Below are 25983 nucleotides of genomic sequence, written 5' to 3' on the forward strand. Positions count from 1 at the left end.
CGATCGCCTGGGCGATGTTCCTGATCCTCGTGCTCGCCTTCGTCCTCCAGCGCGTCGTCAAGGGTGTCACGTCGCGCCGGACGCGGGCCACGGGCCCGACGAAGAACACCAAGTCCACGCCGTCCGCCACGTCCTGACCAGGGAGCAGCAGCCGCATGACCATCGACACCGCACCCGTCCGGGCGGACGCGCACGACCACGCGCACAAGGCGCCGGCCTCCACCGACCGCCGCCGGATCCGCCGCGCGCTGCGCCCCGGCGCCGGCCGCACCCACCACGCCGGACCGCTCGCCTATCTCCTGCTCGGCATCGCCGCGCTCGTCTCGCTCTTCCCGCTGTACTGGACGGTGGTGGCCGCCTCCACCGACAACACCCGTGTGGCGCAGACCCCGCCGCCCTTCCTGCCGGGCCCCAACCTCCTCAAGAACCTCGGCATCGCCTGGCAGGACGCGGCCCTGGGCAAGGCGATGCTCAACAGCCTGATCGTGGCCGGCGTCATCGCGCTGTCGACGGTCTTCTTCGCCACCCTGGCCGGCTTCGCCTTCGCCAAGCTGCGCTTCCGGGGACGCAACCTCCTGCTGCTGCTGGTCATCGGGACGATGATGGTGCCGCCGCAGCTCGGAGTCGTACCCCTGTTCATGATGATGGCCGACCTGGGCTGGGGGCAGACACTCCCGTCGGTCATCTTCCCGACACTCGTCAGCGCCGTCGGGGTGTTCTTCATGCGGCAGTACCTCAAGGAGGCCCTGCCCGACGAACTCATCGAGGCGGGGCGCCTGGACGGCGCGCACTCGCTCCGTATCTTCTGGAGCATCGTGCTGCCGATCGCCCGGCCGCCCATGGCCGTCCTCTTCATGATCACGTTCGTGCACGCGTGGAACGACTTCTTCTGGCCGTTCATCGCGCTCGACATGACCAACCCCACGGTCCCCGTCGCCCTCACCCAACTCAGCGCGGGCTATGTGCGCGACCAGTCCGTGATCATGGCGGGCGCGCTCCTCGGCACCCTGCCGCTGCTGGCGATGTTCGTCGTCTTCGGCCGCCAGATAGTCGGCGGAATCATGCAGGGAGCGGTCAAGGGCTGACCCTCCCGCCGCCCCCGCGCCCCGCGCCTCCCCGGTAACACCCAGCACACGGAACACAGTTCAACTCCTGAAAGGGACCCTCGTGGCCACATCCCCCTCCGTACGAGTCTTTCCGCCCGAGTTCCTCTGGGGCACCGCGACTGCCGCCTACCAGATCGAGGGCGCCGCACGGGAAGCCGGCCGCACCCCCTCCATCTGGGACGTCTACTCGCGGACCCCCGGCAAGGTCCGCAACGGCGACACCGGCGACATCGCCGCCGACCACTACCACCGCTGGCGCGAGGACACCGCCCTCATGTCGGACCTCGGCGTCGGCGCCTACCGCTTCTCGGTGTCCTGGCCGCGCGTCCAGCCCACCGGCAGCGGCCCCGCCTCCCAAGAAGGACTCGACTTCTACCGCCGCCTCACCGACGACCTGCTCACCAAGGGCATCGAACCGGTCGTCACCCTCTACCACTGGGACCTTCCCCAGCACCTGGAGGAGGCGGGAGGCTGGCCCGAGCGCCGTACGGCGGAACACTTCGCCGAGTACGCGGCCCTCGTCGCCGACGCGCTCGGCGACCGCGTCAAGACCTGGACCACGCTCAACGAGCCCTGGTGCAGCGCGTTCCTGGGTTACGGCTCCGGGGTGCACGCCCCAGGACGTACCGACCCCGTCGACGCCCTGCGCGCCGCCCACCATCTCAACCTCGGCCACGGACTCGCCGTCCAGGCGCTGCGCGAGCGGCTCCCGGCGGACGCGCGGCTGTCCGTCACGCTCAACCTCCACCTCGTACGGCCCCTGACCGACAGCGAGGCGGACCGCGACGCGGCCCGCCGGATCGACGGGCTCGCCAACCGGGTCTTCACCGGACCGATGCTGGAGGGCGCGTACCCCGAGGACGTCGTGGCCGACACCTCGTCGCTCACCGACTGGTCCTTCGTCCAGGACGGAGACCCGGCGCTCATCCACCGGCCGCTGGACTTCCTCGGCGTCAACTACTACTCGCCGACGCTCGTCTCCCATCACGAGGGGCCGCCCGCCCACGGTTCGGACGGCCACGGCGCCAGCGAACACAGCCCCTGGCCGGCCGCCGACAATGTCGCCTTCCACCAGACGCCGGGCCCCCGGACGGCAATGGGCTGGACGATCGACTCGCAGGGCCTGTACGAGTTGCTGATGCGGGTACGCGCGGACCACCCGGAACTGCCGCTGATGATCACCGAGAACGGCGCGGCGTTCGACGACTACGCCAATCCCGACGGCGAGGTCCACGACCCGGAGCGCATCGACTACCTGCGCGACCATCTCGCCGCCGTGCACAGCGCGATCGAGTCGGGAGCCGACGTACGCGGCTACTTCCTGTGGTCGCTGCTCGACAACTACGAGTGGGGCTACGGCTACAGCAGGCGCTTCGGCGCGGTGTACGTCGACTACGCCACCCAGCGGCGTATCCCCAAGTCCAGCGCGCACTGGTACGCGAAGCTGACGCGCAGCGGCAGTCTGGCGGCGGGCGGCGACGGGTCTCAGGCGGGCGCCGACGGGTCTCACGCGGGCGGCGCCGAGGCCGGGGCCGGTTCGGTGGTGGCCGCCGGTGCGGGTGATGTGGTCGACGCCGGAGAGGGCGTTCGGTAGGCGCGGAGGGGGCCGTTGACCACCGCCACGACGGCGATCGCCAGCGTGGCGGTGAGGCCGCCGGAGACCAGGGAGAAGGGAGCGGAGGTCGCCGAAGCGACCAGGCCGCCACGGAAGTTGCCGAGTTCCGGGCCCGCGACGCCGATGACATGTTCCACGGAGGAGACCCGCCCCCGGTACGCGTCCGGGGTCTCCAACTGGACCAGCGCGCTCCGGGTGACCACGGACACCGTGTCGGCGGCCCCGGCCACGGCCAGACAGCCGAGCGCCAGCCACAGCGGCCCGGCCAGACCGAACCCGGCCAGCGCCAGACCCCAGACTCCGGCGGCGCTCAGCTGGACGAGGCCGGCGCGGCGTCGGCGGGTCACCGTGCCGGAGAGCAGGCCGGCCGTGATCCCGCCGACCGCGACGGCCGACAGGAAGAACCCGAGGGTTCGCGGGTCGCCGCCGAACCGGGCCTCGTTGACCAGCGGGAAGAGCGCGATCGGCATGGCGAGCAGCGTCGCCGACAGATCGGTGGCCATCATCCCCCACAGGGTGGGGCGTTGCAGGACGATCCGCCAACCGCCGCGCTGCGCCCGGCGTTTACCGTCCGGCGCGCCGGTGCGCTCGGGGCGCATCGGTGGGAGGCGGATCACCGAGAGCATCGAGATCGCGACGGCCACGGCCTGGGCGGCGTACGCGGCGGGGAAGTCCCAGCGGGCGATGACCAGCCCGGCCAGCGCGGGCCCGGCCAGCATCGCCGCCTGGAAGGAGATGTTGCTCAGCGCGAGCCCGGCCGCGACCTGGTCGGGCGGCAGCAGCCGGACCGGGAAGGTCCGCCGGGCGGGCGCGCCGAGCGCGCCGCACGCGGCCCCCGTGGCGACGAGGGCGAGCAGCACCACGACGTTCCGGTTGCCCGCCAGGGCCTGGGCGCACAGCCCGGCGGCGGCCAGCAGTTGGCCGCCGGTCGAGACCCGTACGACCGTGCGGCGGTCGACGGCGTCGGCCAGCGTTCCGCCGACCAGCCCGAACAACAGCGTCGCGACACCGGTGACCAGCCCGATCGCACCGGTGCCCACCGGACTGCCGGTCAGCTCCCAGACCTGGGCCAGCACCGCCACCGTGGCTATCTGACCGCCGAGCTGGGAGGCCAGGGAGCCGATCCACAGGTCCCGGAACGGCCGGCTGCTTCGCATCGGACGCGTGTCGATGAACCCTCCGCGCCCCTTCACCGCGGCTCCACCAGATGGTCGAGGATCCGCTGCCGCATCGACCGCCGGTCCAGGGCCTGCCGCAGTTCATCGACCACGGCGGTCAGCGCGTACGGGATCTCGGCGTCCAGCTCGGCGACCGTGGCGTGGGTGGCACGCCACTCGGCTTCCAGGAACGGTACGAGCGACCGCCCGCGCTCCGTCAGATCGATCCGCCGGGTCCGGGCGTCGGGCCCCGGTTCGGAGGTCACCAGCCCCTCCTTGCGCATGGCGGTGAGGGTCTGGCTGAGGGCGGAGTGCGACCGGTTCAGGGACTCGGCGAGTTCACGGATGGTGAGCGGTCCGCTGTGCGCGAGCCGGATCAGCGGATAGGCGAACCGGGGCCGTACGCCTTCGATGCCGCGCGAGACGTAGACCTGCTCGATCTCGGCGTCCATGGCGGCGAGGAGGGTGTGCAGCGGCTGCCAGGGGTCGGGCAGCGTGGTGGGATCGGAAGATGTCACAGCGCTAATATAACAGCGCGGTGATAAATCACGCGGTGATTGTTCCGCCGCCGTCTCCCGCCTGCGCCTCAGCTGTCGAAGTCCGTGTCCCGCGCCACGTCCTCCCACGCCGCGATCTCCGCGCGGACAGCGTCGAGATGGCCGGTCACCGCGTCGACCGCGTCCGGGCCCAGGGGCAGCCGCAGCGGCGTCCGCTCGGCGGCCAGCGCCGTCAGGATCGCGGCGGCGGCCTTGGCCGGGTCGCCCGGCTGCGTACCGTCCACCGTCGCGGCCATCCGCCGCGTCGGGCCCACCGTGTCCGCGTACGCCTCGATCTCCGTGCTCAGGCTCTTGCCGCCGAACAGCCCCGTACGGAACGCGCCCGGCTCCACCACCAGCACCTTGATGCCCAGCGGCCCGACCTCGTCGGCCAGCGCCTCGGACATGCCCTCCAGGGCGAACTTCGTGGCGCTGTAGGCGGCGAAGCCCGCGAAGGACATCTGTCCGCCCATGCTGCTGAGCTGCACGATCGCACCCGAGCGGCGGGCCCGCATGTGCGGGAGCACGGCGCGGGTCAGCGCCGCCGGGCCGAAGACATGGACCTCGAACAGCGCGCGCAGCTCCTCGTCCGTGGTCTCCTCCAGGGCCCCGACATGTGTCCGGCCCGCGTTGTTGACGAGGACGTCGATCCGGCCGTGCCGGGCGGCCACGTCCGCCACCACCGCGTCGATCCGCGCCGTGTCGGTGACGTCCAGCCGGACCGGCTCGACCTGGTCGGGGTGGCGCGCGACCAGATCGTCCAGCGTCCCCGTACGACGGGCCGTAGCGACGACGGTGTCACCCGCGGCCACCGCCGCCTCGGTGATCGCGCGTCCGAAACCGCTGTTCGCGCCGGTGACCAGCCATACCCTGCTCATGCCGTACTCCTCGGTCGATGGGGCCCGTCCGTCGGTGGGGCCCGCACATACGAGCCTGCGCCCGGACGCCCTCGCGGGTCCAAGACCCTCCGTGATAACCATTGGTTATGGACGTGCACGGCCGGGACCTCCGCTACTTCGTCGCCGTGGCGGAGGAGCTCCACTTCACGCGCGCCGCCGAGCGCCTCTTCGTCTCGCAGCCCGCCCTCAGCAAGCAACTCCGGATGCTGGAGCGGACACTCGGCGCGCCGCTGTTCGACCGGGACCGGCACGGCGTACGGCTCACGAGCGCGGGCGCGGCGCTCCTGCCGCACGCCCGGCGGGTACTGGCCGACTGGGACACGGGCCTCGTCGCGTTCGAGGAGGCGAAGGCCGCGCAGCGGGCCACGCTGGCCGTCGGGATGAGCACCAGTCCGGGCCGGGGCGGCATGCTGCCCGCGATCAGATCACGCTTCACCGCCGCCCACCCGGAGGCCGCGCTGACGCTCCACCAGGTCAACTGGTCCGACACGACGGCCGGACTCGGCGACGGCGCGAGCGACGTGGCCTTCGTCTGGCTGCCGCTGCCCGACGGCGCCCGCTACCGCTGGACCGTGATGGCCGAAGAGCCCCGGCTGGTGGCGATGGCCGAGTCGCACCGCCTCGCGGCGCGCGAGACCGTCGACTTCGCCGACCTGCTGGACGAGCCGTTCCTCGCGCTGCCCGAGAGCGCCGGACCACTGCGCGACCACTGGCTCGCCACCGACGCCCGCGACGGCCGGCCCCCGGTGATCGGCGCGGAGATCGCGAGTCCCGACGAGACGTACGAAGCCCTCGTGGACGGGCTCGGTGTCTGTCTGCTCGCCGCCGGGAACGCACCCCTGGTGGCACGCGCGGGCGTCGTCACCCGGCCGGTCGCCGGCCTCTCGCCCGCCCAACTCGCCCTGGCCTGGCGGGCGGACGACACCCGCCCACTCGTACGCGCCTATGTGGAGGCGGCACGCGCGACGCACGGGACGACCGCGTGACGGCGAACCCGCGCGGCACGCGCCTCCCGCCCTTCGACGCCGTGCTGTGCGACCTCGACGGCGTCATCCGCTTCTACGACACCTCCGAGGTGACACGCCTCGAACGGGCGGCGGGACTCCCCGAAGGCACCACCGCGTCCGTCGGCTACGCCCCGGAGAACGATCTGCCCCTGCTGCTCGGGCGGATCACCCGCGAACAGTGGGCGGACTCGATCGTCCAGGGACTTCTGCCACGCGTGTCGCCGTACGAGGCCGAGGCCCTGGCACTGGCGTTCACCACCGCGGACTTCCGTGCCGACGAGACCGTCGTCGGCCTGCTCCGGCGCGTCCGGGACCACTGCCCGCTGGTGCTGGTCACCAACGCCACGCGCTGGCTCGACGAGGACCTGCGCCGCCTCGGGCTGACCGGCCTCGCGCACAGCGTCGTCAACAGCTCCCACGTGGGCGTGGCCAAACCGGACCCCCGCATCTACGAGATCGCCGTCCGGCGCGCGGGCGTGCCCCCGGACCGGTGCCTCTTCGTGGACGACCGGCAGGAGAACGTGGACGCCGCCGTCGCGCTCGGCATGACCGGTGTCCTTCACCGCGACGCAGCCGGTCTGGGGGCGGCGCTCGCCGCCGCCCTCGGCCACTGGGCGGGCTGACCGGCCCGCCCAGTGGCCCCGCGCTCCTCACACCGCGCGGCGGCGGACCTTCACGGCGTTGTCCGTACGTGTGCCCGGCCGGCCGTCGGGGCGGGTCTGGATCCGCTCGTGCTCCTCGCTGAGCAGCACCTCCCACTCCCCGTCGGGCAGTTGGAGCGAGGCGACGACCTCGTCCGGCGTGGGCAGGTGCACCTCGGGGTGGGGGAGTGGCTCCCAGGACGGCAGCCCCGCGTGCCCGACGATCAGCAGCACCCCGCCGGGTGCGACGGCAGCCGCGGCGGCCCGCAGGATCTCCTCGCGCGGCATGTCGCCCGGTGTGTGCAGGAAGTGCGTGGAGACCAGGTCGAACGTCCCGGCGGGGAAGGAGACCCCCAGGTCGTGCCGCTGCCAGTCGATACGGTCGGCGACACCCCCGGCCGCGTCGGCCGCGTGCCGCCGCGCCTTGTCGAGAGCCACCCCGGAGATGTCGCTGGCCGTGACCCGCCAGCCCCGGGCGGCGAGCCAGATCGCGTCGGCCCCCTCGCCGCACCCCAGGTCCAGCGCCCGGCCGGGCCGCATACCGGTCACCTCGCGGACGAGGACCGTGTTCGGGTTCCCGCTCCAGACGCGGTCGCTCTCGCCGTAACGCGAGTCCCAGAACTCCTCCGTCGTACCGCCGTCCGTCCCGTCCGTCCCGCCAGTCTCCTGGGTGCCGTTGTCCGTCGAGGTGTGGCCGTGGGTCATTACCGCTTCTCCTTCGCCGAGTTGGTCCCGCGCACTGTCTTCGCCGCTCACGCCGCGTCCCCCCGCCTCGCCGCGACCGCGCGCCGCGTGTCCTCGGCGGTCAGGTCCGCGTTGATCGCGGCTCCCGCCCGCAGCCCCGCCACCGCGGACCCGATCACGGTCTCCGCCGGATCGGCGACGTTGCCCGCCGCCCACACCCCCGGTACCGATGTCGCGCCGGCCGGGTCGGTGGGGACATGGCTGCCGACCACCTGACCCGCCATCTCCCGGTCGACCGCCGGCGCCCCCAGGTCCGCGAGGAGGCCCCCACGCGCCGTGAACAGCGGCGCCACCACCACCGCGCTGACGGGAATCACCCGCCCGCCGGCCAGCGTGACGCCGGTCAGCCGGTCGGCCGTCACCTCCAGGGCGGCGACCTCCCCGTCCACGACCGCGATGTCACGCGCGGCGAGCTGCTCGTACTGCTCGTCGTCGAAGTCGGGCGCGGTGTGGCGGAACAGCGTCACGTCATCGCTCCACTGCCGCCACATCTGCGCCTGGTGCACCGCGAGCGGCCCGGTCGCCAGAACGCCGATGGGCCTGTCGCGCACCTCCCAGCCGTGGCAGTACGGGCAGTGCAGCACCTCGCGCCCGAAGCGCTCGGCGACACCGGGGACGGGCGGCAGTTCGTCGACGAGGCCCGTCGTCACCAGCAGTCTGCTCGCCGTCACCTCGGCCACGGCCGCGCCCTCTTCGAGTACGACGCGGAATCCGTCGGCCGCCGGGCCCTTGACCGTCGCCACCCGGCCGGCCATGAACTCGCCCCCGTAGCCCGCCACTTCCTCACGTCCCACGGCGAGCAGTTCGCCGGGCGCGATGCCCTCACGGCCCAGGTAGTTGTGGACATGGGACGCCGGGGCGTTGCGCGGCTCACCGGCGTCGATCACCAGCACCGAGCGGCGCGCCCGCGCGAGGGCAGCGCCGCGCTCAGCCCGGCGGGCCCGCCGCCGATCACGACGACATCGAAATCCACCTTGTGTGTCTTCATGCGAAGCACCTCCATCTGCGACTGCTGGAGATGGTCCGTCCCCGCCGCGCGGTTGACAAAAATACTTGCCGAGGTGGCAAATGGAACCATGGCTGATGACGACTTCTCGACCGTCCTGAAGGGTGTGGGACCACGCCTGCGCGCCCTGCGCCGTGATCGCGGTACGACACTGGCCCTGCTGAGCGAGTCGACCGGGATCTCGGTGAGCACGCTGTCGCGACTGGAGTCGGGGGGACGCAAACCGACGCTGGAACTGCTCCTGCCGCTCGCCAAGGCGTACGGCGTGCAACTCGACGAACTGGTGGACGCGCCCCCGACCGGCGACCCCCGCGTCCATCTGCGGTCCTTCTCGCGCTACGGCATGACCTTCGTCCCGCTGACCCGCCACCTCGGCGGACTCCAGGCGTACAAGCAGATCATGCCGGCCGGCCCGCTGCAGACCGGCGAATTGGAACAGCGCACGCACGAGGGCTACGAATGGCTCTACATCCTGGCCGGCCGGCTCCGGCTGCGCCTCGGTGAGCACGACCTGGTGCTCGGCGCCGGGGAGGCCGCCGAGTTCGACACGCGCACCCCGCACGGGTGGGGCAGAGCGGGCACGGAAGCGGTGGAGTTCCTCACGATCTTCGGTCGGCAGGGGGAGAAGATGCACGTACGCGCCCGGCCCACCGAGAAGTGAACAGCGCCCGGAGCCGACCCGGCCGCAGGGGGAAGGGCTGTTCCGGGCCAAACGGCGGGCGCCGCAGGCCGGCTGACGCCGGATCAGTCCTTCGCGGGCGCGATCGACGCCAGCAGGGACAGCACCACGCGCTCCGTCGACGCGGCCATGTCCACCGACTCCGGCGACAGCAACCACTGCACCTGGAGCCCGTCCATCACCGCGATGATCGCGTTCGCCACGTTCTCGACGTCCAAGTCCTCGCGCGCCTCGCCCAGTTCGGCCGCCTCCCGCAGCGCGTCGACCACGAAGGCCCGCAGCCCCGTGTACCGGTTGCGGAAGTACTCCTGCGCGGGGTGGCTGTCGGTGACGCTCTCGGCCGAGAGCACCGCGTAGAGCCGTACGATGCCCTCCCGCTCGGAGTTGCGGCGCGAGGTGTCGATCAGATGCCGCAGGAAGGCGAGTCCGCGCGGGCGGTCGGGGCCGAGCTGTTCTATGTCGGTCTGGTCCCGTAGTTCGAGCACGCTCGTGAGCAGCAGTTCCTTGGACCGGAAGTAGTGCAGCACGCCCGCCTGCGTGAGACCCGCGCGGTCCGCGATCTCCGCCAGTGACGCGTTGTTGTAGCCGCGCGCGGCGAACGTCTCCATGGCGATCCGCAGGATTTCCTCCCGCCGCTGCCGTGCCCCCGGACTGCGCGGTGTACGCGGCCTGGCAGGCCGCCCGGCCGTCGCGCCGCCCCGTTCCCCCGCTCGTCTGTTGCTCACCGGGCGCAGTCTACGGCGCCGCGGATCACACCCAGGGTCCGCGCCCAACGCCCGTGCGGGCCAAGGAACTTCCGTCTGGAACAAGTTCGGCGCAACGACTTACTAAGTACTTAGTAAGCATGCTTTCATGTCGCCGACGCGCCACCCGGCCACGGCACGGGACGCCCCGGGCCGCAGGCGATTCGTTGGACACGAACCGGCAGGAGCCCCCACATATGCGAAGAGCCCCGCACACCCTGCAAAAAACCGTCGTTCGCAAAGCCGTCGTCGCGCTCAGCGTGCTCACGCTGGGCGGCAGCCTCGGACTCACGGCGTCCGGTACGGCGCAGGCCGCCGATCCCACCGCCCAGGTGTGGATCTCCACGGCCGACGGAAGCCGCAAGCTGGCATCGGACGGCCAGATCACCTTCAACTCCACTCCGCAGGCCATCGACATCAACGTCAACCCGGCCCAGCGCGAACAGCAGTTCACCGGCGCGGGCGCCTCGGTGACCGGCGCGGCCGGACATCTGATCAACCAGCTGCCCGCGGCGCAGAAGAACGCCCTGATGACCTCGCTCTTCTCCGCGCAGGGCGACGGCATCGGCATCAACTACCTGCGCCAGCCGCTCGGCGGCACCGACTTCAACCAGGGTGCCGCCTACACCTACGAGGACAACCAGGGCGACTTCAACCTCGGCCGTGACCACGAGGCGATCATCCCCGTCCTCAAGCAGGCCGTGTCGATCAACCCCGGCATCCGCTTCATGGGCAGCCCCTGGACACCGCCCGCGTGGATGAAGACCAACAACAGCCTCAACGGCGGCAGTCTGCGCACCGACCGCTACCAGAACTACGCCGACTACCTGGTGAAGGCGATCCAGGGCTACCAGCAGCAGGGTCTCAAACTCACCGACCTGACGGTGCAGAACGAGCCCGAGTTCGCGACGAGTTACCCCTCCATGAGCATGACCGCCAGTGAGCAGGCCGCGTTCTTCAAGGTGCTCGACCGCACCCTGACGGCGGCGAACCTGCCCACCAACCTCCTTGCCTACGACCACAACTGGGACCACCCGAACTACCCGCTCCAGGTCTTCGCCGAGACGCCGGGCATGAACCGCGTGATCGGCGCGGCGTTCCACTGCTACGGCGGCCAGCCCACCAGCCAGTCCCAGATCAGGCAGGCCGGCAAGCGCGTCTTCTTCACGGAGTGCTCGGGCACCGACAGCGACAACCCGGCCAGCACCTTCGCCGACACGCTGAAGTGGCACGCCGAGAACCTGGTCGTGGCCAACATGCGCAACGGCGGCGAGACCACGGTCATGTGGAACCTCGCCCTGAACCAGAACGGCGGCCCCCACCAGGGCCACTGCACCACCCGCTGCAACGGCGTGGTCGAGATCAACGGCAACACGGTCACGCGCAACGCCGAGTACTACGTCCTCGGGCATCTGACCAAGTTCGTCAAGCCCGGCGCCACCCGCATCGGCTCCACCAGCCAGGGCGCGGGCGGCGTGCAGAACGTCGTCTGGCACAACCCGGACGGCAGCAAGGCGGCGTACGTCGTGAACGGCGCGGGCGCGGCCCGGACCTTCTCCGTCACGGACGCCGGGCGCTCCGCCACGTACACGCTGCCGGCGGGCGCCGTCGCCACCCTCGTATGGACCGGCGCCGACACCGGCAACCCGGGCGACGGCTCCATCGACCCGGCGAAGTGGTACCAGGTCGTCAACAGCGGCAGCAACGCGTGCCTCGACGCGACCGGTTGGGGTACGGCGGACGGCACCGGTCTCCAGCAGTGGGCCTGCTCCGTCCCCGCCGCGAACAACCAGACCTGGCAGTTCAGGCCCACCAGCAACGGCTACCACCAGGTCGTCAACCGGCACGCCGGCAAGGTGTGGGACATCGACGGGGGAGCGGGTGCCACCGCCGACGGGGCCCGCGCGCACCTGTGGAGCTACACCGGTGCGACCAACCAGCAGTGGCAACCGCAGCGCATCGGCACCACCGACCGCTACCGGTTCGCCGCCCGGCACAGCAACAAGTGCCTGACGGTGAGCGGCGGTACGGGGAACGGGGCCACGCTGACGCAGCAGCCCTGCACGGAGGCGGCCAACCAGACCTTCCGTCTGACGGCGCAGCCGTAGCCCCACGCCCCACTGCCGCCACCCGGGCACCGGCTCGTACCACGCCGGCGCCCGGGTGGCGGCGGGACCGGGCACGGCACCGTGTGCGGGGTGATCCGTTCGGTGGCAGATTTGGCGCCAGAGGCCCGAAAGGGTCCGACTGGTTCGCCGGAGCCTCCAGGAGAGGACCACCCATGCCGTTCGTCGAGATCTCACTGGCCCGCGGCAAGTCCGCCGAGCACCTGGAAGCCGTCTCCCGGGCGGTGCGCGAGGCCCTGGTCGCCGAGCTGAAGGCGGATCCGGAGGACGTCTTCCAGCTCATCCACCAGCACGATCCGCACGAGAGGGTGTTCAGCCGCACCTTCCGGGGCGGTTCGCGCTCCGACGGCTGGACCGTCTTCAGGATCACCGACACCGCCGACCGTGGAACCGGGGTCAGGCGAAGGCTGTGCGAGACCCTGGTCCGGTTGCTGCGGGAGAGGCCGGGCGTCGAGCCGGCCGATGTGTCGGTGCTGATCACCGTGGTCCCGCCGGACGGTTTCTCGTTCGCCGGCGGCGTGCTCGGCAGCGACGCCCAGGCCGCCGGGGACCTGGAAGCGGCGCGGGACAAGTCGGCCGCCCGCACGGCCTACACCAAGGCGGAGATGGCCTACGCGCTCTCCGGACTCTTCGAGCGCCGCGACCTCGACCTGATTCTGCCGATGCTCCGCGACGACTTTCTGCTCAGCGTGCCCACGTCTCTCCCGTACGGCGGCGAGTTCACCGGCCCCGAGGCCTTCAGGGGTTTCTTCTCGGGTGTGCCCGGCGGCGCGGAGGTCTGGGAGTCCTTCTCCTCCGGCGTGGACCAGGTCCTCGAAGGCGACGATCACTTCACCGTGCAACTGACGAACACCGCCGTGCCGAAGGCGACGGGCAAGACGCTGGTCTTCCACAACCTCTGGCTGTTCGAGACGGCCGACGGCAGGCTCGTCAGCGGCCAGCTCTACGCCGACACCGCCGTCGTCACCACCACCGCCCCGGCGGGCAAGGGGTCCTGACACCCCGAGGGGTCAGAGGTCGAGCACCGCGCGCAGAGCCTGGCTGACGCGCTCCATCACCGCCGTGTCGACAGGCCCGAGCAGCTTCGCGCCGTCGAAGCGCGTGACCCTCAACTGCTGGAGGTTGACCGCCACGGCCGTGGAGGGCAGCGGGTCGTCGATCACCACGGACATCGCCGTGTCGGGGTAGCGCCCGGCGTCGTGGAGGACGACGGTCAGCACCGCGCCGTACGCCTCCTCCAGACCGTCCAGCGAGACGATCAGGACATTGCGCCCGTCGCCGAGCGCCCAGATCTCACCACGTTTCACAGGGTGTCGCCCTCGCCGCCCAGGTCGTCGCCGAGCCCCAGCGACGCGAGCCGACGGGCGGAGTCGAGCACGGCCTGCCGCTGGGCGGCGCGCACGATGTAGGCGTTGAGGGACAGCCCGGCGGCTGCCGCCCCCGCCTTGATCGAAGCGTTGATCTCGTCCGGGATACGGAGCGTCATGGCGGTCATGCGACCGACCATAGCAACCGCACCATGGTTGCACCATGTGGTGTCACACATCGAGCGGCCCGGACTTCAGGGAGCGGGCGGCAGCGCCGTACACAGCGCCTGGAGCGCCCCGTTGAACGCGTGATCGGGCGGGGCGCCGAAGCCGATCACCAGACCCTCGCGCGGCTCCATCGCGCTGTCCGGGTGCCGGAAGGCGCCGAGCCCTTCCAGCGCCAGCCCCAGCCGCCCGGCCGCGCGCACCGTGTCCCGCTCGGTGCCCGGCGGGAGATCGAGCACCGCGTGCAGTCCCGCGGCGATGCCACCGACCCCGATGTGCGGCGCCCGCTCGGCGAGGACCGCGACGAGCCGGTCGCGCCGCCGGCGGTAGGTGCGCCGCATGAGACGTACATGCCGGTCGTACGCGCCGCAGGCGAGGAAGTCGGCGAGGGTGAGCTGGTCACCGACCCCGGTCCACATCTCGCGCACACCCTTCACGGCCAGGACGTCGTCCACAAGAGACTCCGGCAGCGCCAGCCACCCCAGCCGCAACGCGGGGGAGAGGCTCTTGCTCGTGGAGCCCAGATACACCACCCGGTCCGGATCGAGCCCCTGCACGGCGCCGACCGGCTCCCGGTCGTAGCGGAACTCGCCGTCGTAGTCGTCCTCCAGCACCACCGCCCCGGTGGCCCGCGCCCAGTCGACGGCCGCCGTCCGCCGCTCGGGACGCAGCGGACCCCCGGTCGGGAACTGGTGGGCGGGCGTGAGCAGTACGGCCCCGGCGCCGACCGCGCCCAGCTCGGCGGTCCGCGCGCCGTCGGCGTCCACGGTCAGCGGCACGGTGCGCAGCCCGGCGCCGGTGAGCAGCGACCGGTGGAAGGCCAGCCCGTACGACTCGACGGCCACCGTGCCCTCCAGCACCTCCCCGAGGATCCGCAGGGCGTGGGCGAAACCGGCGCAGACGACGATCCGGTGCGGCGCGGTCCGTACACCACGGGCGCGGGCCAGATACTCGGTGAGCGCCGTACGCAGTTCGACCCGGCCCCGGGGGTCGCCGACGCCGAACGCGTCGCCCGGCGCGTCGTTCAACGCCCGGCGCGCCGACCGCAGCCACGCGGACCGGGGGAACGCGGAGGCGTCCGGCGACGTCGGCATGAAGTCGTACGCCACCTGACGCGCCTCGGGAGCGGAACGCCGGGCGCGGTCACCGGCGGCCGGCGCCGGCAGCGGCGTCGCGCGCGAGGCGACGTGGGTGCCCGAACCCTGCCGCGCCGTGAGCCAGCCCTCGGCGACCAGTTCCGCGTACGCCTCACCCACGGTGTTACGGGCGATGCCCAGATCCACGGCCAGTGTGCGGTACGGCGGCAGCCGCGTGCCCGGCGCCAGCCGGCCCGACGTGATGGCCTCCCGCAGGGCGAGCATCAACTGCTCCCGGCGCGACCCCCGCCCGCTCAGCTCCAGATGCAGATCCGTCCCCACGGACGCCTCCGCCTCACCCGAACTGACCCCTCGATCCGCCATGGAAACGCACCCTACGCAAGGTCTGTCCCACGACAGCCGCCGGTCGGCCCGGCTCGACGTGTTTTGCCGACCCGGCAAGTTCTCTTGGTGCGGGCACGGTGCCCGCCGAATCATGGTCAGCGGAAACGATCACCCCGAGGAGGACCCATGCCGGACCCCGCGACCCCGTCCGAGACAGCCACCCCCGTCACCCCGCCGGGCGCCCGGCACCGACTGGTCGACGTGCCCGGCGGCCGTATCCACCTGGTGGAACAGGGCAGCGGCCCCCTCGTCCTGCTGGTCCACGGCTTCCCCGAGTCCTGGTACTCCTGGCGCCACCAGCTCCCGGCGCTCGCCGCCGCCGGGTACCGCGCGGTGGCCGTCGACGTACGCGGCTACGGACGCTCCTCGAAGCCCCCGGCCGTCGAGGAGTACCGGATGCTCGCCCATGTCGCCGACAACGTCGGCGTCGTACAGGCACTCGGCGAGCAGACCGCGACGGTCGTCGGCCACGACTGGGGATCGAACATCGCCGCCGACTCGGCGCTGCTGCGCCCCGACATGTTCACCGCCGCGGCGCTCCTCGGCGTCCCGTACGCGCCACGCGGCGGCCCCCGCCCCACCGAGGCGTTCGCGCGGATCGGCGGCGACGAGGAGTTCTACGTCAGCTACTTCCAGACCCCCGGCCGAGCGGAGGCCGAGATCGAGTCGGACGTCCGCGGCTGGCTGGCCGGCTTCTACGCCGGGCTCTCCGGTGACACGATGCCGGCGCCCGACGAGCCGAGCCTCTACTTCGTGCCGCCCGGCGGCAGGCTCCGTGACCGGTTCCCCGCAGGCCCGCTGCCCGCCTGGCTCTCCGAGGCCGAACTCGACCACTACGCGGGCGAGTTCGAGCGGACCGGACCGACCGGAGCGCTCAACCGCTACCGCAACGTCGACCGGGACTGGGCCGACCTCGCCGCCTGGCACGGCACCCCGCTCACCCAGCCCTCCCTCTTCATCGGCGGCGCACTCGACGCCTCCCTCGCGTGGATGGCCGACGCAGTGAAGAACTTCCCGGCCACCCTCCCCGGCCTCGTCGCCTCGCACATCCTCGAAGGCTGCGGGCACTGGGTGCAGCAGGAGCGCCCCGACGAGGTCAACACCCTGCTGACCGAGTGGCTGGACGCGCTCCCGGCGCGCTGACCGCCGACACGTACGGGTGAAAAGCGCCGGGTGGTCCGGCCGGCGGCGGGCCGGACCACCCGCGATCACCCGAACGGCGGTATGCCCGCGCCGTGCCGGGACCGAAGGGGGCGGGCATGCCGGCGGGCCGGGAACGGGTCACGCCAAAGGGCGGGCGCGAGGCGCGACGGGACGTTACCCACGGTCCGCCGCCGGTCACCGGCACCCCGCCACCGAAAGGGGACAGGTCGGGCAAAGCGGCGAGAATGGTCGAACCGAGCACGCTGATCAGTTCGATCAGGTCAAGGAGTGAAGTCAGTGGAGAACGCCGACGTCCGGCCGACCGGGCCCGCTCTGCCGACGGGCCGTGGCGCCCTCAGCTACGGAGTCGTACGTGCCCTGCGTGGCCGCCCCGGTTCCGGCACCCCCCTTCCGCCGCGCGGGACGGCCGACGACGCCGCCCCGTACGGCGAGGACCTGCACCTCGCGCTCTACCTCTGCTACGAGCTGCACTACCGCGGCTTCTGCGGCGTCGACCCCGCCTGGGAGTGGGACCCCGCGCTGCTCGCCTTCCGCGCCGACCTCGAACGCCGCTTCCTCGACGCGCTGCGTACGGACACCAAACGCCGCACCGACGTCGACGAGGCGCTCGCCGACCTGCTGGTCGAGTCGCCGGACGGCGCGAGCGCGTCCCACTACCTGAGGGACGAGGGCGAGCTGTGGCATCTGCGGGAGTACGCGGCCCAGCGCTCCGTGTACCACCTGAAGGAGGCCGACCCGCACGCGTGGGTCATCCCCCGGCTCCGGGGGCGCGCCAAGGCGGCCATGGCCGCGGCGGAGTTCGACGAGTTCGGCGCGGGCCACGCGGACCGGATGCACTCACGGCTCTTCGCGGGCCTCATGACGGACCTCGGGCTCGACACGACGTACGGCCGGTATGTCGACGTCGCATCGGGGGAGATGCTGGCCTGCGTCAACCTGATGTCGATGTTCGGCCTGCACCGCGCGCTCCGCGGCGCGCTGGTCGGACACTTCGCCGCCGTCGAGGTGGTCGCGTCACCCGCGTCGCGCCGGCTGGCGGAGGCGATGCGGCGCGTGGAGGCGGGCGACGCGGCCGTGCACTTCTACGCCGAGCACGTGGCCGACGACGCGGCCCACGAGCAGCTCGTACGCCGGGAGGTCGTCGGCGGGCTGCTGGAGGAGGAGCCCTGGCTGGAGACGGACGTGGCCTTCGGCGCCGACGCCACCGGCGTACTGGACGCGCGTCTCGCCGAGAAACTGCTCCCCGCCTGGCGCGACGGCCTCTCCGGACTCCGTACGCCCCTGTGAACCCGGCCCCGTGACAAGGATCCGGCCCCGTCCCCCACCAATCCGCGTGGGGGACGGGGCCGGGTTCACGAAGCAATGTCCACGAAGCGGAGCTCACAGGCCAAGGTTCACGAGCTGAGCGAGCGCGCCCGCACGGGCGTGCTGAGCGCCTGCTGACCTCCGCTGGCCAGCATCCGCACCTCGCCCCGGTCGCTGATCTCCGCGCGCACGATGCCCGTCTCGTCCTCGTACACCGGAAATCCGCCCGCCCCGGCCCTGCCGGTACGCCGGACCGTCACCGCGTCCCGTTCGACGCCCTCGCGTGGGGCCGGATTCGTCGGGTCCGTCGGGGTCGGTTCCTCGAAGACGAGCTCGTAGCGTTCCGGATACGCCATGGGGGCCTCCTCCCGCGATAGGCACCACCCCCCATGGTCACCCAGTCAGCGGAGGCGGGCGACTCCGGCGTAGACGGCGTTCTCCTCGGGCTCCGGCGCGGCCGTGTCCTTGTACCACTCGGGGCCGGTGACGAGTCCGGGCTCGACGAGGTCGAGCCCGTCGAAGAACCGCGCCACCGCGTCCCGGGTGCGGAAGCTCAGCTCGATCCCGCCCTTGCCGTAGGCGCCGGTGATCTGGGCCTCCAGCTCCTTGTGGAAGTCGAAGGTGCCGTGCGAGAGCACCAGATAGCTGCCGGGCGCGAGCGCGTCCAGGAGCGTGCGGGTTATCTCGTACGGCCCGTCGCTGTCCGGGATGAAGTGCATCAGCGCGATCAGCGACACGGCCACGGGCCGGTCGAAGTCCAGATGCCCGCGCGCGTGGTCCAGGATCGCCGCGGGCTCGCGTACGTCCGCCTGGATGTAGTCGGTCCCGCCCTCTACCGTGCTGACCAGCAGCGCCTCGGCGTGCCGCAGCACGATCGGGTCGTTGTCGGTGTAGACGACCCGGGCCTTCGGATTGATCTCCTGCACGATCTGGTGCAGATTCGGCGCGGTCGGGATGCCGGTGCCGATGTCGAGGAACTGGTCGACGCCCTGGTGCGCCAGCCACGCGGACGCGCGGTGCATGAAGGCACGGTTCTGCCGGGCGCTGCGCTTGCCCAGCTCGGGCAGCTGCTCCCCGACGGCCCGGTCGACGGGGTAGTTGTCCTTGCCGCCCAGGAGCCAGTCGTACACCCGCGCCGGATGCGGCCTGCTCGTGTCGACCTGGGACTTCGGTGAACCTGCGTTCATGGGGTGCTCCGTTGACTGTCTGATCCGAACAGGGGGGTGGCGAGAGCGGGGAGTACGCGGCCGGGGACGGCCCGCGGCCGGACTCCGGCGGTCACAGCGCGTCGCGGTAGCCGGACAGCAACTGCCTCGTCCGGCCCGCGGACTCCGCGTGGGCCACCATCCGGTCCATGGCCTCCATGTGTTCGGAGACCTCGGCGTCCTCGTCGAGGTAGAGCGCGCCGGTCAGATACTCGATGTAGACCATGTCGCGCACCTCGGGGATACCGAAGCGGAACAGGACGAACGGGCTGTACGTGCCGGGGTGGTGCCCGGCGCTGAACTCGGCGATCTGGAGCGTCACGTTGGGCAGCTCGCTCGCTTCGAGCAGCCGGTCGATCTGGGCGCGCATCACGTCCGGCGACCCGACGTGCCGGCGCAGCACGGTCTCGTCCAGTACGGCCCAGAAGACGGGCGCGTCGGTACGGGTCAGCAGCGCCTGGCGCTCCAGCCGCAGCGCGACCTGGCGTTCGATCCGGGACGGGTCGGACAGTTGCTGGCCCAGGGCGCCGGCGGTCAGGACGTGCCGCGCGTACTCCTCGGTCTGGAGCAGCCCCGGCACGAAGTGCGGCTCGTAGCAGCGCATGGTCGCCGCGGCCTCTTCGAGGCTGACGTAGCCGCTGAACCAGTCGGGCAGCACATCGTGGAACCGCTGCCACCAGCCGGGTCTGTTGGCCTCGTCGGCCAGCCGGAGGAAGACGTCGATCTCCTCGTCCGGCACGTTGTACGCGGGAAGAAGGATCTGGAGGTACGGGACTTTGAGCCCGACCTCCGCCATCTCCATCCGGCGGACGGTGGCCGCCGTGACACGCAGCAGCCGGCCGGACTGCTCCCGGCTGAGCCCCGCCTTCTCGCGCAGGGCCAACAGCTGTCTGCTGAGCACGATCTGACCGATCGTCGGAGCCGACCGTGGCTCGCTCATCGTGTACCCCCGAGCACCACCGCAGCCATGGCGGACAGTCTGCCACAGCAACTCGCCTGTGGGGCAGTCCTGTTGATCTTTCCCGGCGTCCGGGCGGCGGGTCCGGCGGCCGTTCTCCGTGCTCTCAAGTCCTCAGCTCTATCCGGGATCTTGGCCGTCGGGCGGCCGGTCGGGCTCGCAGGCGGTCGTGCGTGCTGCCCTGGCCGAAAGGTGCGGGCACGGGCGACAGCATGGCGTTCCGGAGCCCGTGCCGCCAGAGGGCGGTGCTCCGGTCGGTCCCGCCGACCGGGTTCCGCACGGTGCGGACGGCTTCCGCGCGTCCTGGTTACGCGGGGGTCAGTCCCGGTTTGCCGGCCTCCGTGACGAACGACGCCGCCCTGGTGAGTGCCGAGCCCGGCTTCGTCACGGCCGTCAGGGTGTTGAAGGTGACGGTCGCGCGGTCCGCCGTGAGCGTGAACGTCGTATAGCCCCGGCGCCCGTTGTAGTACCTCATATGCGGATTGGCGGAGGTGAGGTTGGACCAGTTGGACGGCTTCTCCGCGCCGTCCATGCCGCTGCTGACCGAGGTCGTGGCGATCTCCGTCCCCACGGTCCGGGACTTCGGGTCGTCGAAGTCCTCCTTCAGGTCGAAGCCGTAGCCGACGTGCACGTCGCCGGTCAGCACCATCAGATTGTCGATACCGGCCGTCTTCGCCCCGTTCAGGACCCGTCCCCGGGAGGCCGTGTAGCCGTCCCACGCGTCCATCGACAGCTTGAAGCCCGACCCGGGCCGGTCACGGCGCTGGGAGAACGTCACCTGCTGGGCCAGCAGATTCCAGGTCGCGGCCGAGCTTCTCCAGCCGTCGATCAGCCAGCGCTCCTGTGTGGCGCCGGTCATGGTCCGCTTCGGATCCTTCGACTCGGCGCCCGGGACCTGCCAGTTGGCGCCCTGCACCTGGTTGGAGCGGTACTGCCGGGTGTCGAGGATGTCGAACTGGGCGAGGCGCCCGAAGTGCAGCCGGCGGTAGAGGCGCATGTCGGGGCCGTTCGGCTGTTGCGGGGCGCGCAGCGGCTGGTTCTCCCAGTAGGCGCGATACGCGGCGGCCCTGCGCAGCAGGAACTCCTCCGGCGGGACGTCGTTCTCCGGGGTGGCGTCGGCGTAGTTGTTCTCGGTCTCGTGGTCGTCCCAGGTGACGACGAAGGGGTGCGCGGCGTGCGCGGCCATCAGGTCCGGGTCGGACTTGTAGAGGCCGTAGCGCAGCCGGTAGTCCTCCAGTGTGATCGTCTCTTTGTTGTAGTGCGCGGGCAGCTTGCGGTCGGTGTACTTCCGCGAGCCGCCGTCCGCCGCCACCGCGTACTCGTACAGGTAGTCGCCGAGGTGCACGACGACGTCGAGATCCTCGGCCGCCAGGTGTTCGTACGCCGTGAAGTAGCCGTGGTAGTAGGCCTGGCAGGACAGCGTGGCGAACCTGAGCCGGCCGGGCGCGGACCCGGCGGCGGGGGCGGTACGTGTACGGCCGGCCGGGCTGATCCACGTACCGGCGCGGAAGCGGTAGTGGTAGACGCGGTCGGAGGTGAGCCCCGGGACCTCGACGCGCACGCTGTGGTGGAACTCCGGATGGGCGGTCGCGGTGCCGCTCTGGACGATCTGGGCGAAGCGCTCGTCGTGGGCGACCTCCCACTCCACCTCGACCCGCTCGGCGGGCAGACCGCTGTCCGCCGCGTACGGCTCGGGCGCCAGCCGGGTCCACAGCAGAGCCGTCTCCGGCAGCGGGTCGCCCGAGGCGACCCCCAGCGTGAAGGGATTCTTGGTGATGTCCCTGGGGTTGAGCCGGCGGGCGCTCGCCGCCCCGGCGGTCGGCAGGTGCGCCGCGAAGGCGAGCACGGCCGCCGCGCCGGTGCGGGTGACGAATTGGCGGCGGTCGATACGGCGGGCGGCGGCGCGGAATTCCGGCAGATGATTTCCCATGGTGAGAACTCATATGCCCTCTTATGTACGTTTACTGACCCCGCATCAGGGTGATCTCTTCCTCCTCCCGGCGTAGCCCGGCGTGCAGCGCGCGGGTGTGGTCCACCTCCCGTACCGCGCCGGTCAGCACGGCCCGCACGGTGAGCCGGGTGTCCGTGCTGGACGCGGCGAGCCGCAGCTCCAGCTCGCCCGGCTCCACGATCCGGCGCCCGTCCCGCCCGGTGAAGGAGGCGAGGTCGGCGGGGACGGTCGCGCCGATCCTCGCCGTCTCGCCCGGCTCCAGCGGCACCCGCAGATAACCCACCAGGCGCTGGACGGGCTGGACGACCGAGGCGACCGGGTCGTGCAGATACAGCTGCACCACCTCGGTCCCCGACCGGGCCCCGGTGTTGCGCACCGTGAAGGAGAGCCGCAGCTCGCCGTCGGTCGGCGCGGCACTGTCGGCGCTCAGCCCGGACCAGACGAACGACGTGTACGTCAGTCCGTGCCCGAATCCGAACGCGGGCGTCGGATCGACGTTCGACGAGTCGCCCGCCCGCGCCAGCCGCGCGCCCAGATAGGTGGACGGCTGGCCGCCCGGCCGCCGGGGAACGCTCACCGGCAGCCGGCCCGACGGCTCGACCCGGCCGCTCAGCACCCCGGCGATCGCCCGCGCGCCCTCCTGACCGGGGAAGAACGTCTGCACGATCGCGGCGGTCGCTTCGACGGTCTCGTCGCCCAGCGCGTACGGCCGTCCCGCGAGCAGCGTGAGAACCACCGGCGTCCCCGTGTCCAGCAGCGTGTCGAGCAACTGCTGCTGTACGCCCGGCAGGGCCAGCGACTCCGCGTCGCAGCCCTCACCACTCGTACCCCGGCCGAAGAGCCCCGCCCGGTCGCCGAGCGCCGCGACGATCACATCCGCCCCGCGCACCGCCCGCAGCGCGGCGGCGAACCCGTCGGTGACCGTCGAGTCGATGCCGCAGCCGGCCGCGGTGACGATCTCGCAGCCGGGGAACTCCGACAGCAACCCCTGGAGCAGTGTGGGCAGTTGCACCCCCGCGGGGGTGCCGGGGTGCTGGGACCCGACATGGACGGGGAAGGAGTAGCAGCCCAGGACCGCGGTGGGCGTGTCGGCCTGGGGGCCGACGACCGCGATCCGGGGCGGGCGCCCCAGCGGCAGCACCCCGTCGTTCCGCAGCAGGACCACCGACCGCTCCGCGAGCCGGCGGGAGATGGACCGGTGCGCGGTGGTGTCCAGGTCCACGGTGTCGCGCAGCCGGTGCGGCGCGTCGAGATCGGCGCCCGCCAGGGCGGGCGGCAGCGGGCTCCAGTCCGGGTCGAGCAGGCCCAGCTGCGCCTTCTGCGTCAGTACCCGGCGCAGGGCGCGGTCGACCGGCGCCGGCGTCAACTCCCCTGCGGCGACGGCGTCCCGCAGCGGCTGCCCGAACGTCTTCACGGTGGGCAGCTCGACGTCGACACCGGCCGTCAGGGCGATGGCCGCCGCCTGGCCCCAGTCGGCGGCCACCCCGTGCAGGGACTTGAGGAACGCGATGCCGAAGTAGTCGGCCACGACGGTGCCTTCGAAACCCCAGGTGTCCCGGAGCAGACCCGTCAGCGACTGCTCGTCGGCGGCGCCCGGTATGCCGTCGGTGTCGGTGTACGCGTGCATCACCGACCGTGCGCCGCTCTCCCGTACGGCCATCTCGAACGGCAGCAGGATCACATCGGCGCGCTCCCTGAACCCCATGCTCACCGGGGCCAGATTGCGCCCCGCGCGGGAGGCCGAGTAGCCCGCGAAGTGCTTCAGCGTGGCGACGAGCCCGGTGGACTCCAGCCCCCGCACATACGCGGTGGCGATCGTCCCGACGAGATACGGGTCCTCCCCGATCGTCTCCTCGACCCGGCCCCACCGCGCGTCGCGCACCACGTCCAGGACCGGGGCCAGCCCCTGGTGGACGCCCACGGACCGCATGTCGCCCCCGATCGCCGCCGCCATCGTCCGGACCAGCCCCGGATCGAAGGAGGCGCCCCAGGCCAGCGGCACCGGATAGGTGGTGGCGCCCCAGGCGGCGAAGCCCGCCAGGCACTCGTCGTGGGCCATCGCCGGGATGCCGAACCGGCCGCCCGCGACGATCCGTTCCTGTGTACGCATCAGGGACAGGGCGCCCAGTGCGGGATCCACCGGGACGGTGCCGAACGGCCGGGTCAGCTGGCCCAGCCCGTACGGGATCAGCTCGTCCAGACCGGGCGGCTCGTCCATGTCGTGCTGGTGCGGGGCGACTTCGGCGCCGTCGGCGGAGGCGCCGGCCCACAGGCCGTACAGCTGCGCCAGTTTCTCCTCCAGGGTCATCGCGGCGATCAGTTCCTCGACGCGGGCGGCGCGGGCGGCCCGCAGCGTGTCCCCGGTGACGGTCGCGTCCGAGGTGACGTCGGTGCTCACGTTGGCGGTCACTTTCCTCCGACGCCCATCAGCCCCTGGACCAGGGCCCGCCGGGCGAACAGGTAGACGAGCAGGACGGGCACGGTGGACAGCACCACGGCTGCCAGCAGGCCGGGGATGTCGACGCCGTACTGGGTCTGGAAGTTGTAGAGGCCGAGGGTGATCACCTTGGTCTCCTCGGACTGGGTGAGCACGAGCGGGAAGAGGAACCCGTTCCACGCCTGGAGCGCGGCGAACACCACGACGGTGGACAGCCCGCTCTTCGACAGTGGGACGACGAGCCGGAAGAACACCCGCCGGGCGTCCGCCCCGTCGATGGCCATCGCCTCGAAGAGGTCGTCGGTGATGTCACGCATGGTGCCGGTCAGGATGAGTACACAGACCGGCATGCAGAACGCGGCTGTCGGCAGGATGACGCCGATGAGGTTGTCGTAGAGCCCCGCCTTGCTGATGACGTAGAACATCGGCACGATCACCGCCTGCGCTGGAATCGCCAGCCCCAGCAGAAAGAGCCGGAAGACACCGGACGTGGTCCGGCGCCGGTTGCGTACGATCGCGAACGCCAGCGGCGGTACGAGCAGGACGACGATCGCGACCACACTGGCCGTCACGATCAGGGTGTTGACGAAGTACCGGCCGAAGCCGTTCGAGAAGCTGTCCAGGTAGTTGGCGAGGGTGACATCCTCCGGGAGGCTCAGCGGTCCGCCGGTGCCGTAGTCCGCGCGCGAGCGCACACCGGCGCCGAGCATGACGTACAGCGGCAGACCGACGACGAACAGCCACAGCGTGACACCCACGCCGGCCAGGTAGTTGGGGCGCCGCCGCCTCACATGCCCTCCTTGGTGCCGGCCATCTTGTCGAAACCGGAGACCCGCACCACGACCAGCGAGACGGCGGTCGCCACCAGGACCAGCAGCAGCGCGATGGCCGCGCCCGCGCCGAACTCGAAGCCCTTGAACGCCTTCTGGTACATGTAGTAGGCGCTGATGGTGGTGTCGGTGCCCGGTCCGCCCTGGGTGAGGATCAGCACCGTGTCGAAGGTGGTCAGACCCCCGACGACCATCAGGATCACCGACGTGATGATCGAGTTGCGCAGCTGCGGCAGCGTGATGTGGAAGAACTGCCGCACCCGCCCCGCGCCGTCGATCTCCGCCGCCTGGTAGAGGACCGCCGGGATCGCCCGCGTCGCGCCCTGATGGATGAGTGCGTGCAGCGGCGTGAACTGCCAGGTGCTCACCAGGACGAGTACGGCGACGGCTCCCGTACGGCTGCCGAGCAGGTTGCCGTCCCCGAAGAGCCAGGCCGCCTCCGCCGGCACCCCGAAGTTCGGGTCGAGCAGCGCCCGCCACAGCACCGAGACGGCGGTGGCGGACAGCAGCAACGGAACGAAGAAGACCGCCGACAGCACGGCCCGGTTGCGCTGCGGACCCGCCGCCCACACGCCGAGCAGGATGCTCAGCGGTGTCTGGACCAGTACACCCAGCCCGGTGAGGAGCACGCTCAGCCACAGACTCTTGATCATCACCGGGTCGTGGAACAGCGTGACCCAGTTGTCGAAGCCGCTGAACTCCGGTGTTCCCAGGCCCGACCAGGTGGTGAAGGACAGGACGGCCACCAGCACCAGCGGCACGACGGCGAACAGCGCGAAGAACACGACGGCGGGCAGCGCCCAGCCGAGACCGGGCCGGTGCCCGTCCTGCACCGAAGAGGCGGGAGAGACCATGGAGGAC

23 protein-coding genes and 2 pseudogenes are annotated in these 25983 nt (G+C 71.7%); 9 read left to right on the top strand and 16 right to left on the bottom strand.

From position 1 onward, the window contains the following. Positions 1–155 precede the first annotated feature (155 nt). The gene (locus tag BHU15_RS28460; RefSeq protein WP_023536510.1) at positions 156–1085 is read left to right on the top strand and encodes a carbohydrate ABC transporter permease; all 930 of its coding nucleotides are present in this window, start codon (positions 156–158) and stop codon (positions 1083–1085) included. 82 nt (positions 1086–1167) lie between these two features. Next, positions 1168–2571: pseudogene (locus BHU15_RS28465) on the top strand (GH1 family beta-glucosidase); the annotation flags it as partial. A 41-nt stretch (positions 2572–2612) separates the two neighbouring features. On the opposite strand, the gene BHU15_RS28470 reads toward BHU15_RS28465, so the two are convergent. From BHU15_RS28470 to BHU15_RS28480, 3 genes are all read right to left on the bottom strand, one after another. Continuing rightward, positions 2613–3914, bottom strand: a complete 1302-nt coding sequence (locus BHU15_RS28470; RefSeq protein WP_069629794.1) for an MFS transporter — start codon at positions 3912–3914, stop codon at positions 2613–2615. Then, positions 3911–4396 carry a MarR family winged helix-turn-helix transcriptional regulator gene (locus tag BHU15_RS28475; protein ID WP_069629795.1) on the bottom strand — a complete coding sequence of 162 codons (486 nt, stop codon included), beginning with the start codon at positions 4394–4396 and terminating at the stop codon, positions 3911–3913. The genes BHU15_RS28470 and BHU15_RS28475 overlap by 4 nt, the downstream gene beginning before the upstream one ends. Before the next feature lie 68 nt (positions 4397–4464). Next, entirely contained in the window at positions 4465–5292 is an 828-nt protein-coding gene (locus BHU15_RS28480) for an oxidoreductase (protein WP_069629796.1), read from the bottom strand. A gap of 107 nt (positions 5293–5399) precedes the next feature. Between BHU15_RS28480 and BHU15_RS28485 the strand changes: the two genes are divergently transcribed. Together BHU15_RS28485 and BHU15_RS28490 are read left to right on the top strand one after the other, a co-directional pair. Further along, the gene (locus tag BHU15_RS28485; RefSeq protein WP_069629797.1) at positions 5400–6299 is read left to right on the top strand and encodes a LysR family transcriptional regulator; all 900 of its coding nucleotides are present in this window, start codon (positions 5400–5402) and stop codon (positions 6297–6299) included. Then, the gene (locus BHU15_RS28490; protein WP_069629798.1) at positions 6296–6943 is read left to right on the top strand and encodes an HAD family hydrolase; all 648 of its coding nucleotides are present in this window, start codon (positions 6296–6298) and stop codon (positions 6941–6943) included. The genes BHU15_RS28485 and BHU15_RS28490 overlap by 4 nt, the downstream gene beginning before the upstream one ends. 27 nt (positions 6944–6970) lie before the next feature. Here the strand turns inward: BHU15_RS28490 and BHU15_RS28495 are convergent, their stop codons facing one another. Continuing rightward, positions 6971–7666 carry a class I SAM-dependent methyltransferase gene (locus tag BHU15_RS28495; RefSeq protein WP_069629799.1) on the bottom strand — a complete coding sequence of 232 codons (696 nt, stop codon included), beginning with the start codon at positions 7664–7666 and terminating at the stop codon, positions 6971–6973. Between the two features lie 47 nt (positions 7667–7713). Beyond that, positions 7714–8693, bottom strand: a pseudogene (locus tag BHU15_RS28500) (NAD(P)/FAD-dependent oxidoreductase). 88 nt (positions 8694–8781) lie between these two features. Here BHU15_RS28500 and BHU15_RS28505 point away from each other — a divergent pair. Further along, positions 8782–9372 (top strand): helix-turn-helix domain-containing protein, encoded by a 591-nt coding sequence (locus BHU15_RS28505; RefSeq protein ID WP_069629800.1) that lies wholly within the window; start codon positions 8782–8784, stop codon positions 9370–9372. Between the two features lie 83 nt (positions 9373–9455). Here BHU15_RS28505 and BHU15_RS28510 read toward each other — a convergent pair whose 3' ends face one another. Continuing rightward, positions 9456–9998, bottom strand: coding sequence for a TetR family transcriptional regulator C-terminal domain-containing protein (locus tag BHU15_RS28510; protein ID WP_069629801.1), 543 nt, complete (start codon positions 9996–9998; stop codon positions 9456–9458). Positions 9999–10330: 332 nt separating this feature from the next. Here BHU15_RS28510 and BHU15_RS28515 point away from each other — a divergent pair, with 332 nt between their 5' ends. Together BHU15_RS28515 and BHU15_RS28520 are read left to right on the top strand one after the other, a co-directional pair. After that, on the top strand, positions 10331–12241 hold the full coding sequence (locus BHU15_RS28515) for an RICIN domain-containing protein (protein ID WP_069629802.1): 1911 nt from the start codon (positions 10331–10333) through the stop codon (positions 12239–12241). 173 nt (positions 12242–12414) lie between these two features. Continuing rightward, positions 12415–13257, top strand: a complete 843-nt coding sequence (locus BHU15_RS28520) for a tautomerase family protein (protein WP_069629803.1) — start codon at positions 12415–12417, stop codon at positions 13255–13257. 12 nt (positions 13258–13269) lie between these two features. On the opposite strand, the gene BHU15_RS28525 is transcribed toward BHU15_RS28520, so the two are convergent. From BHU15_RS28525 to pdxR, 3 genes are all read right to left on the bottom strand, one after another. Continuing rightward, a complete protein-coding gene (locus tag BHU15_RS28525) occupies positions 13270–13566 on the bottom strand; it encodes a hypothetical protein (RefSeq protein ID WP_023536497.1) in 297 nt (98 codons plus the stop codon). Continuing rightward, on the bottom strand, positions 13563–13754 hold the full coding sequence (locus BHU15_RS28530; protein WP_023536496.1) for a toxin-antitoxin system HicB family antitoxin: 192 nt from the start codon (positions 13752–13754) through the stop codon (positions 13563–13565). Before BHU15_RS28530 ends, BHU15_RS28525 begins: the two co-directional genes overlap by 4 nt. 66 nt (positions 13755–13820) lie before the next feature. Next, positions 13821–15251 carry a MocR-like pyridoxine biosynthesis transcription factor PdxR gene (gene pdxR / locus BHU15_RS28535; RefSeq protein WP_069629804.1) on the bottom strand — a complete coding sequence of 477 codons (1431 nt, stop codon included), beginning with the start codon at positions 15249–15251 and terminating at the stop codon, positions 13821–13823. Between the two features lie 147 nt (positions 15252–15398). On the opposite strand from pdxR, the gene BHU15_RS28540 reads away from it, so the two are divergent. Next, positions 15399–16415, top strand: a complete 1017-nt coding sequence (locus BHU15_RS28540; protein WP_069629805.1) for an alpha/beta fold hydrolase — start codon at positions 15399–15401, stop codon at positions 16413–16415. Positions 16416–16712: 297 nt separating this feature from the next. Beyond that, positions 16713–17723: an iron-containing redox enzyme family protein gene (locus tag BHU15_RS28545; RefSeq protein WP_069629806.1), complete on the top strand. Its 1011-nt coding sequence runs from the start codon at positions 16713–16715 to the stop codon at positions 17721–17723. 107 nt (positions 17724–17830) lie between these two features. Here BHU15_RS28545 and BHU15_RS28550 read toward each other — a convergent pair whose 3' ends face one another. From BHU15_RS28550 to BHU15_RS28580, 7 genes are all read right to left on the bottom strand, one after another. Further along, the gene (locus BHU15_RS28550) at positions 17831–18097 is read right to left on the bottom strand and encodes a DUF6296 family protein (protein ID WP_023536492.1); all 267 of its coding nucleotides are present in this window, start codon (positions 18095–18097) and stop codon (positions 17831–17833) included. A gap of 45 nt (positions 18098–18142) precedes the next feature. Continuing rightward, positions 18143–18928: an SAM-dependent methyltransferase gene (locus tag BHU15_RS28555; protein WP_069629807.1), complete on the bottom strand. Its 786-nt coding sequence runs from the start codon at positions 18926–18928 to the stop codon at positions 18143–18145. 91 nt (positions 18929–19019) lie between these two features. Then, positions 19020–19886 carry a Sco1979 family transcriptional regulator gene (locus BHU15_RS28560; RefSeq protein WP_023536490.1) on the bottom strand — a complete coding sequence of 289 codons (867 nt, stop codon included), beginning with the start codon at positions 19884–19886 and terminating at the stop codon, positions 19020–19022. A 325-nt stretch (positions 19887–20211) separates the two neighbouring features. Beyond that, a complete protein-coding gene (locus tag BHU15_RS28565; RefSeq protein ID WP_069629808.1) occupies positions 20212–21834 on the bottom strand; it encodes an alkaline phosphatase D family protein in 1623 nt (540 codons plus the stop codon). A 31-nt stretch (positions 21835–21865) separates the two neighbouring features. Next, positions 21866–24265 (bottom strand): beta-xylosidase/alpha-l-arabinosidase, encoded by a 2400-nt coding sequence (locus tag BHU15_RS28570; protein WP_069629809.1) that lies wholly within the window; start codon positions 24263–24265, stop codon positions 21866–21868. Continuing rightward, entirely contained in the window at positions 24262–25083 is an 822-nt protein-coding gene (locus BHU15_RS28575) for a carbohydrate ABC transporter permease (protein ID WP_069629810.1), read from the bottom strand. The genes BHU15_RS28570 and BHU15_RS28575 overlap by 4 nt, the downstream gene beginning before the upstream one ends. Further along, entirely contained in the window at positions 25080–25976 is an 897-nt protein-coding gene (locus BHU15_RS28580; protein WP_069629819.1) for a carbohydrate ABC transporter permease, read from the bottom strand. The genes BHU15_RS28575 and BHU15_RS28580 overlap by 4 nt, the downstream gene beginning before the upstream one ends. Positions 25977–25983: the final 7 nt, after the last annotated feature.

The sequence above is a fragment of the Streptomyces niveus genome (assembly GCF_001723055.1).
Taxonomy (GTDB): domain Bacteria; phylum Actinomycetota; class Actinomycetes; order Streptomycetales; family Streptomycetaceae; genus Streptomyces; species Streptomyces niveus.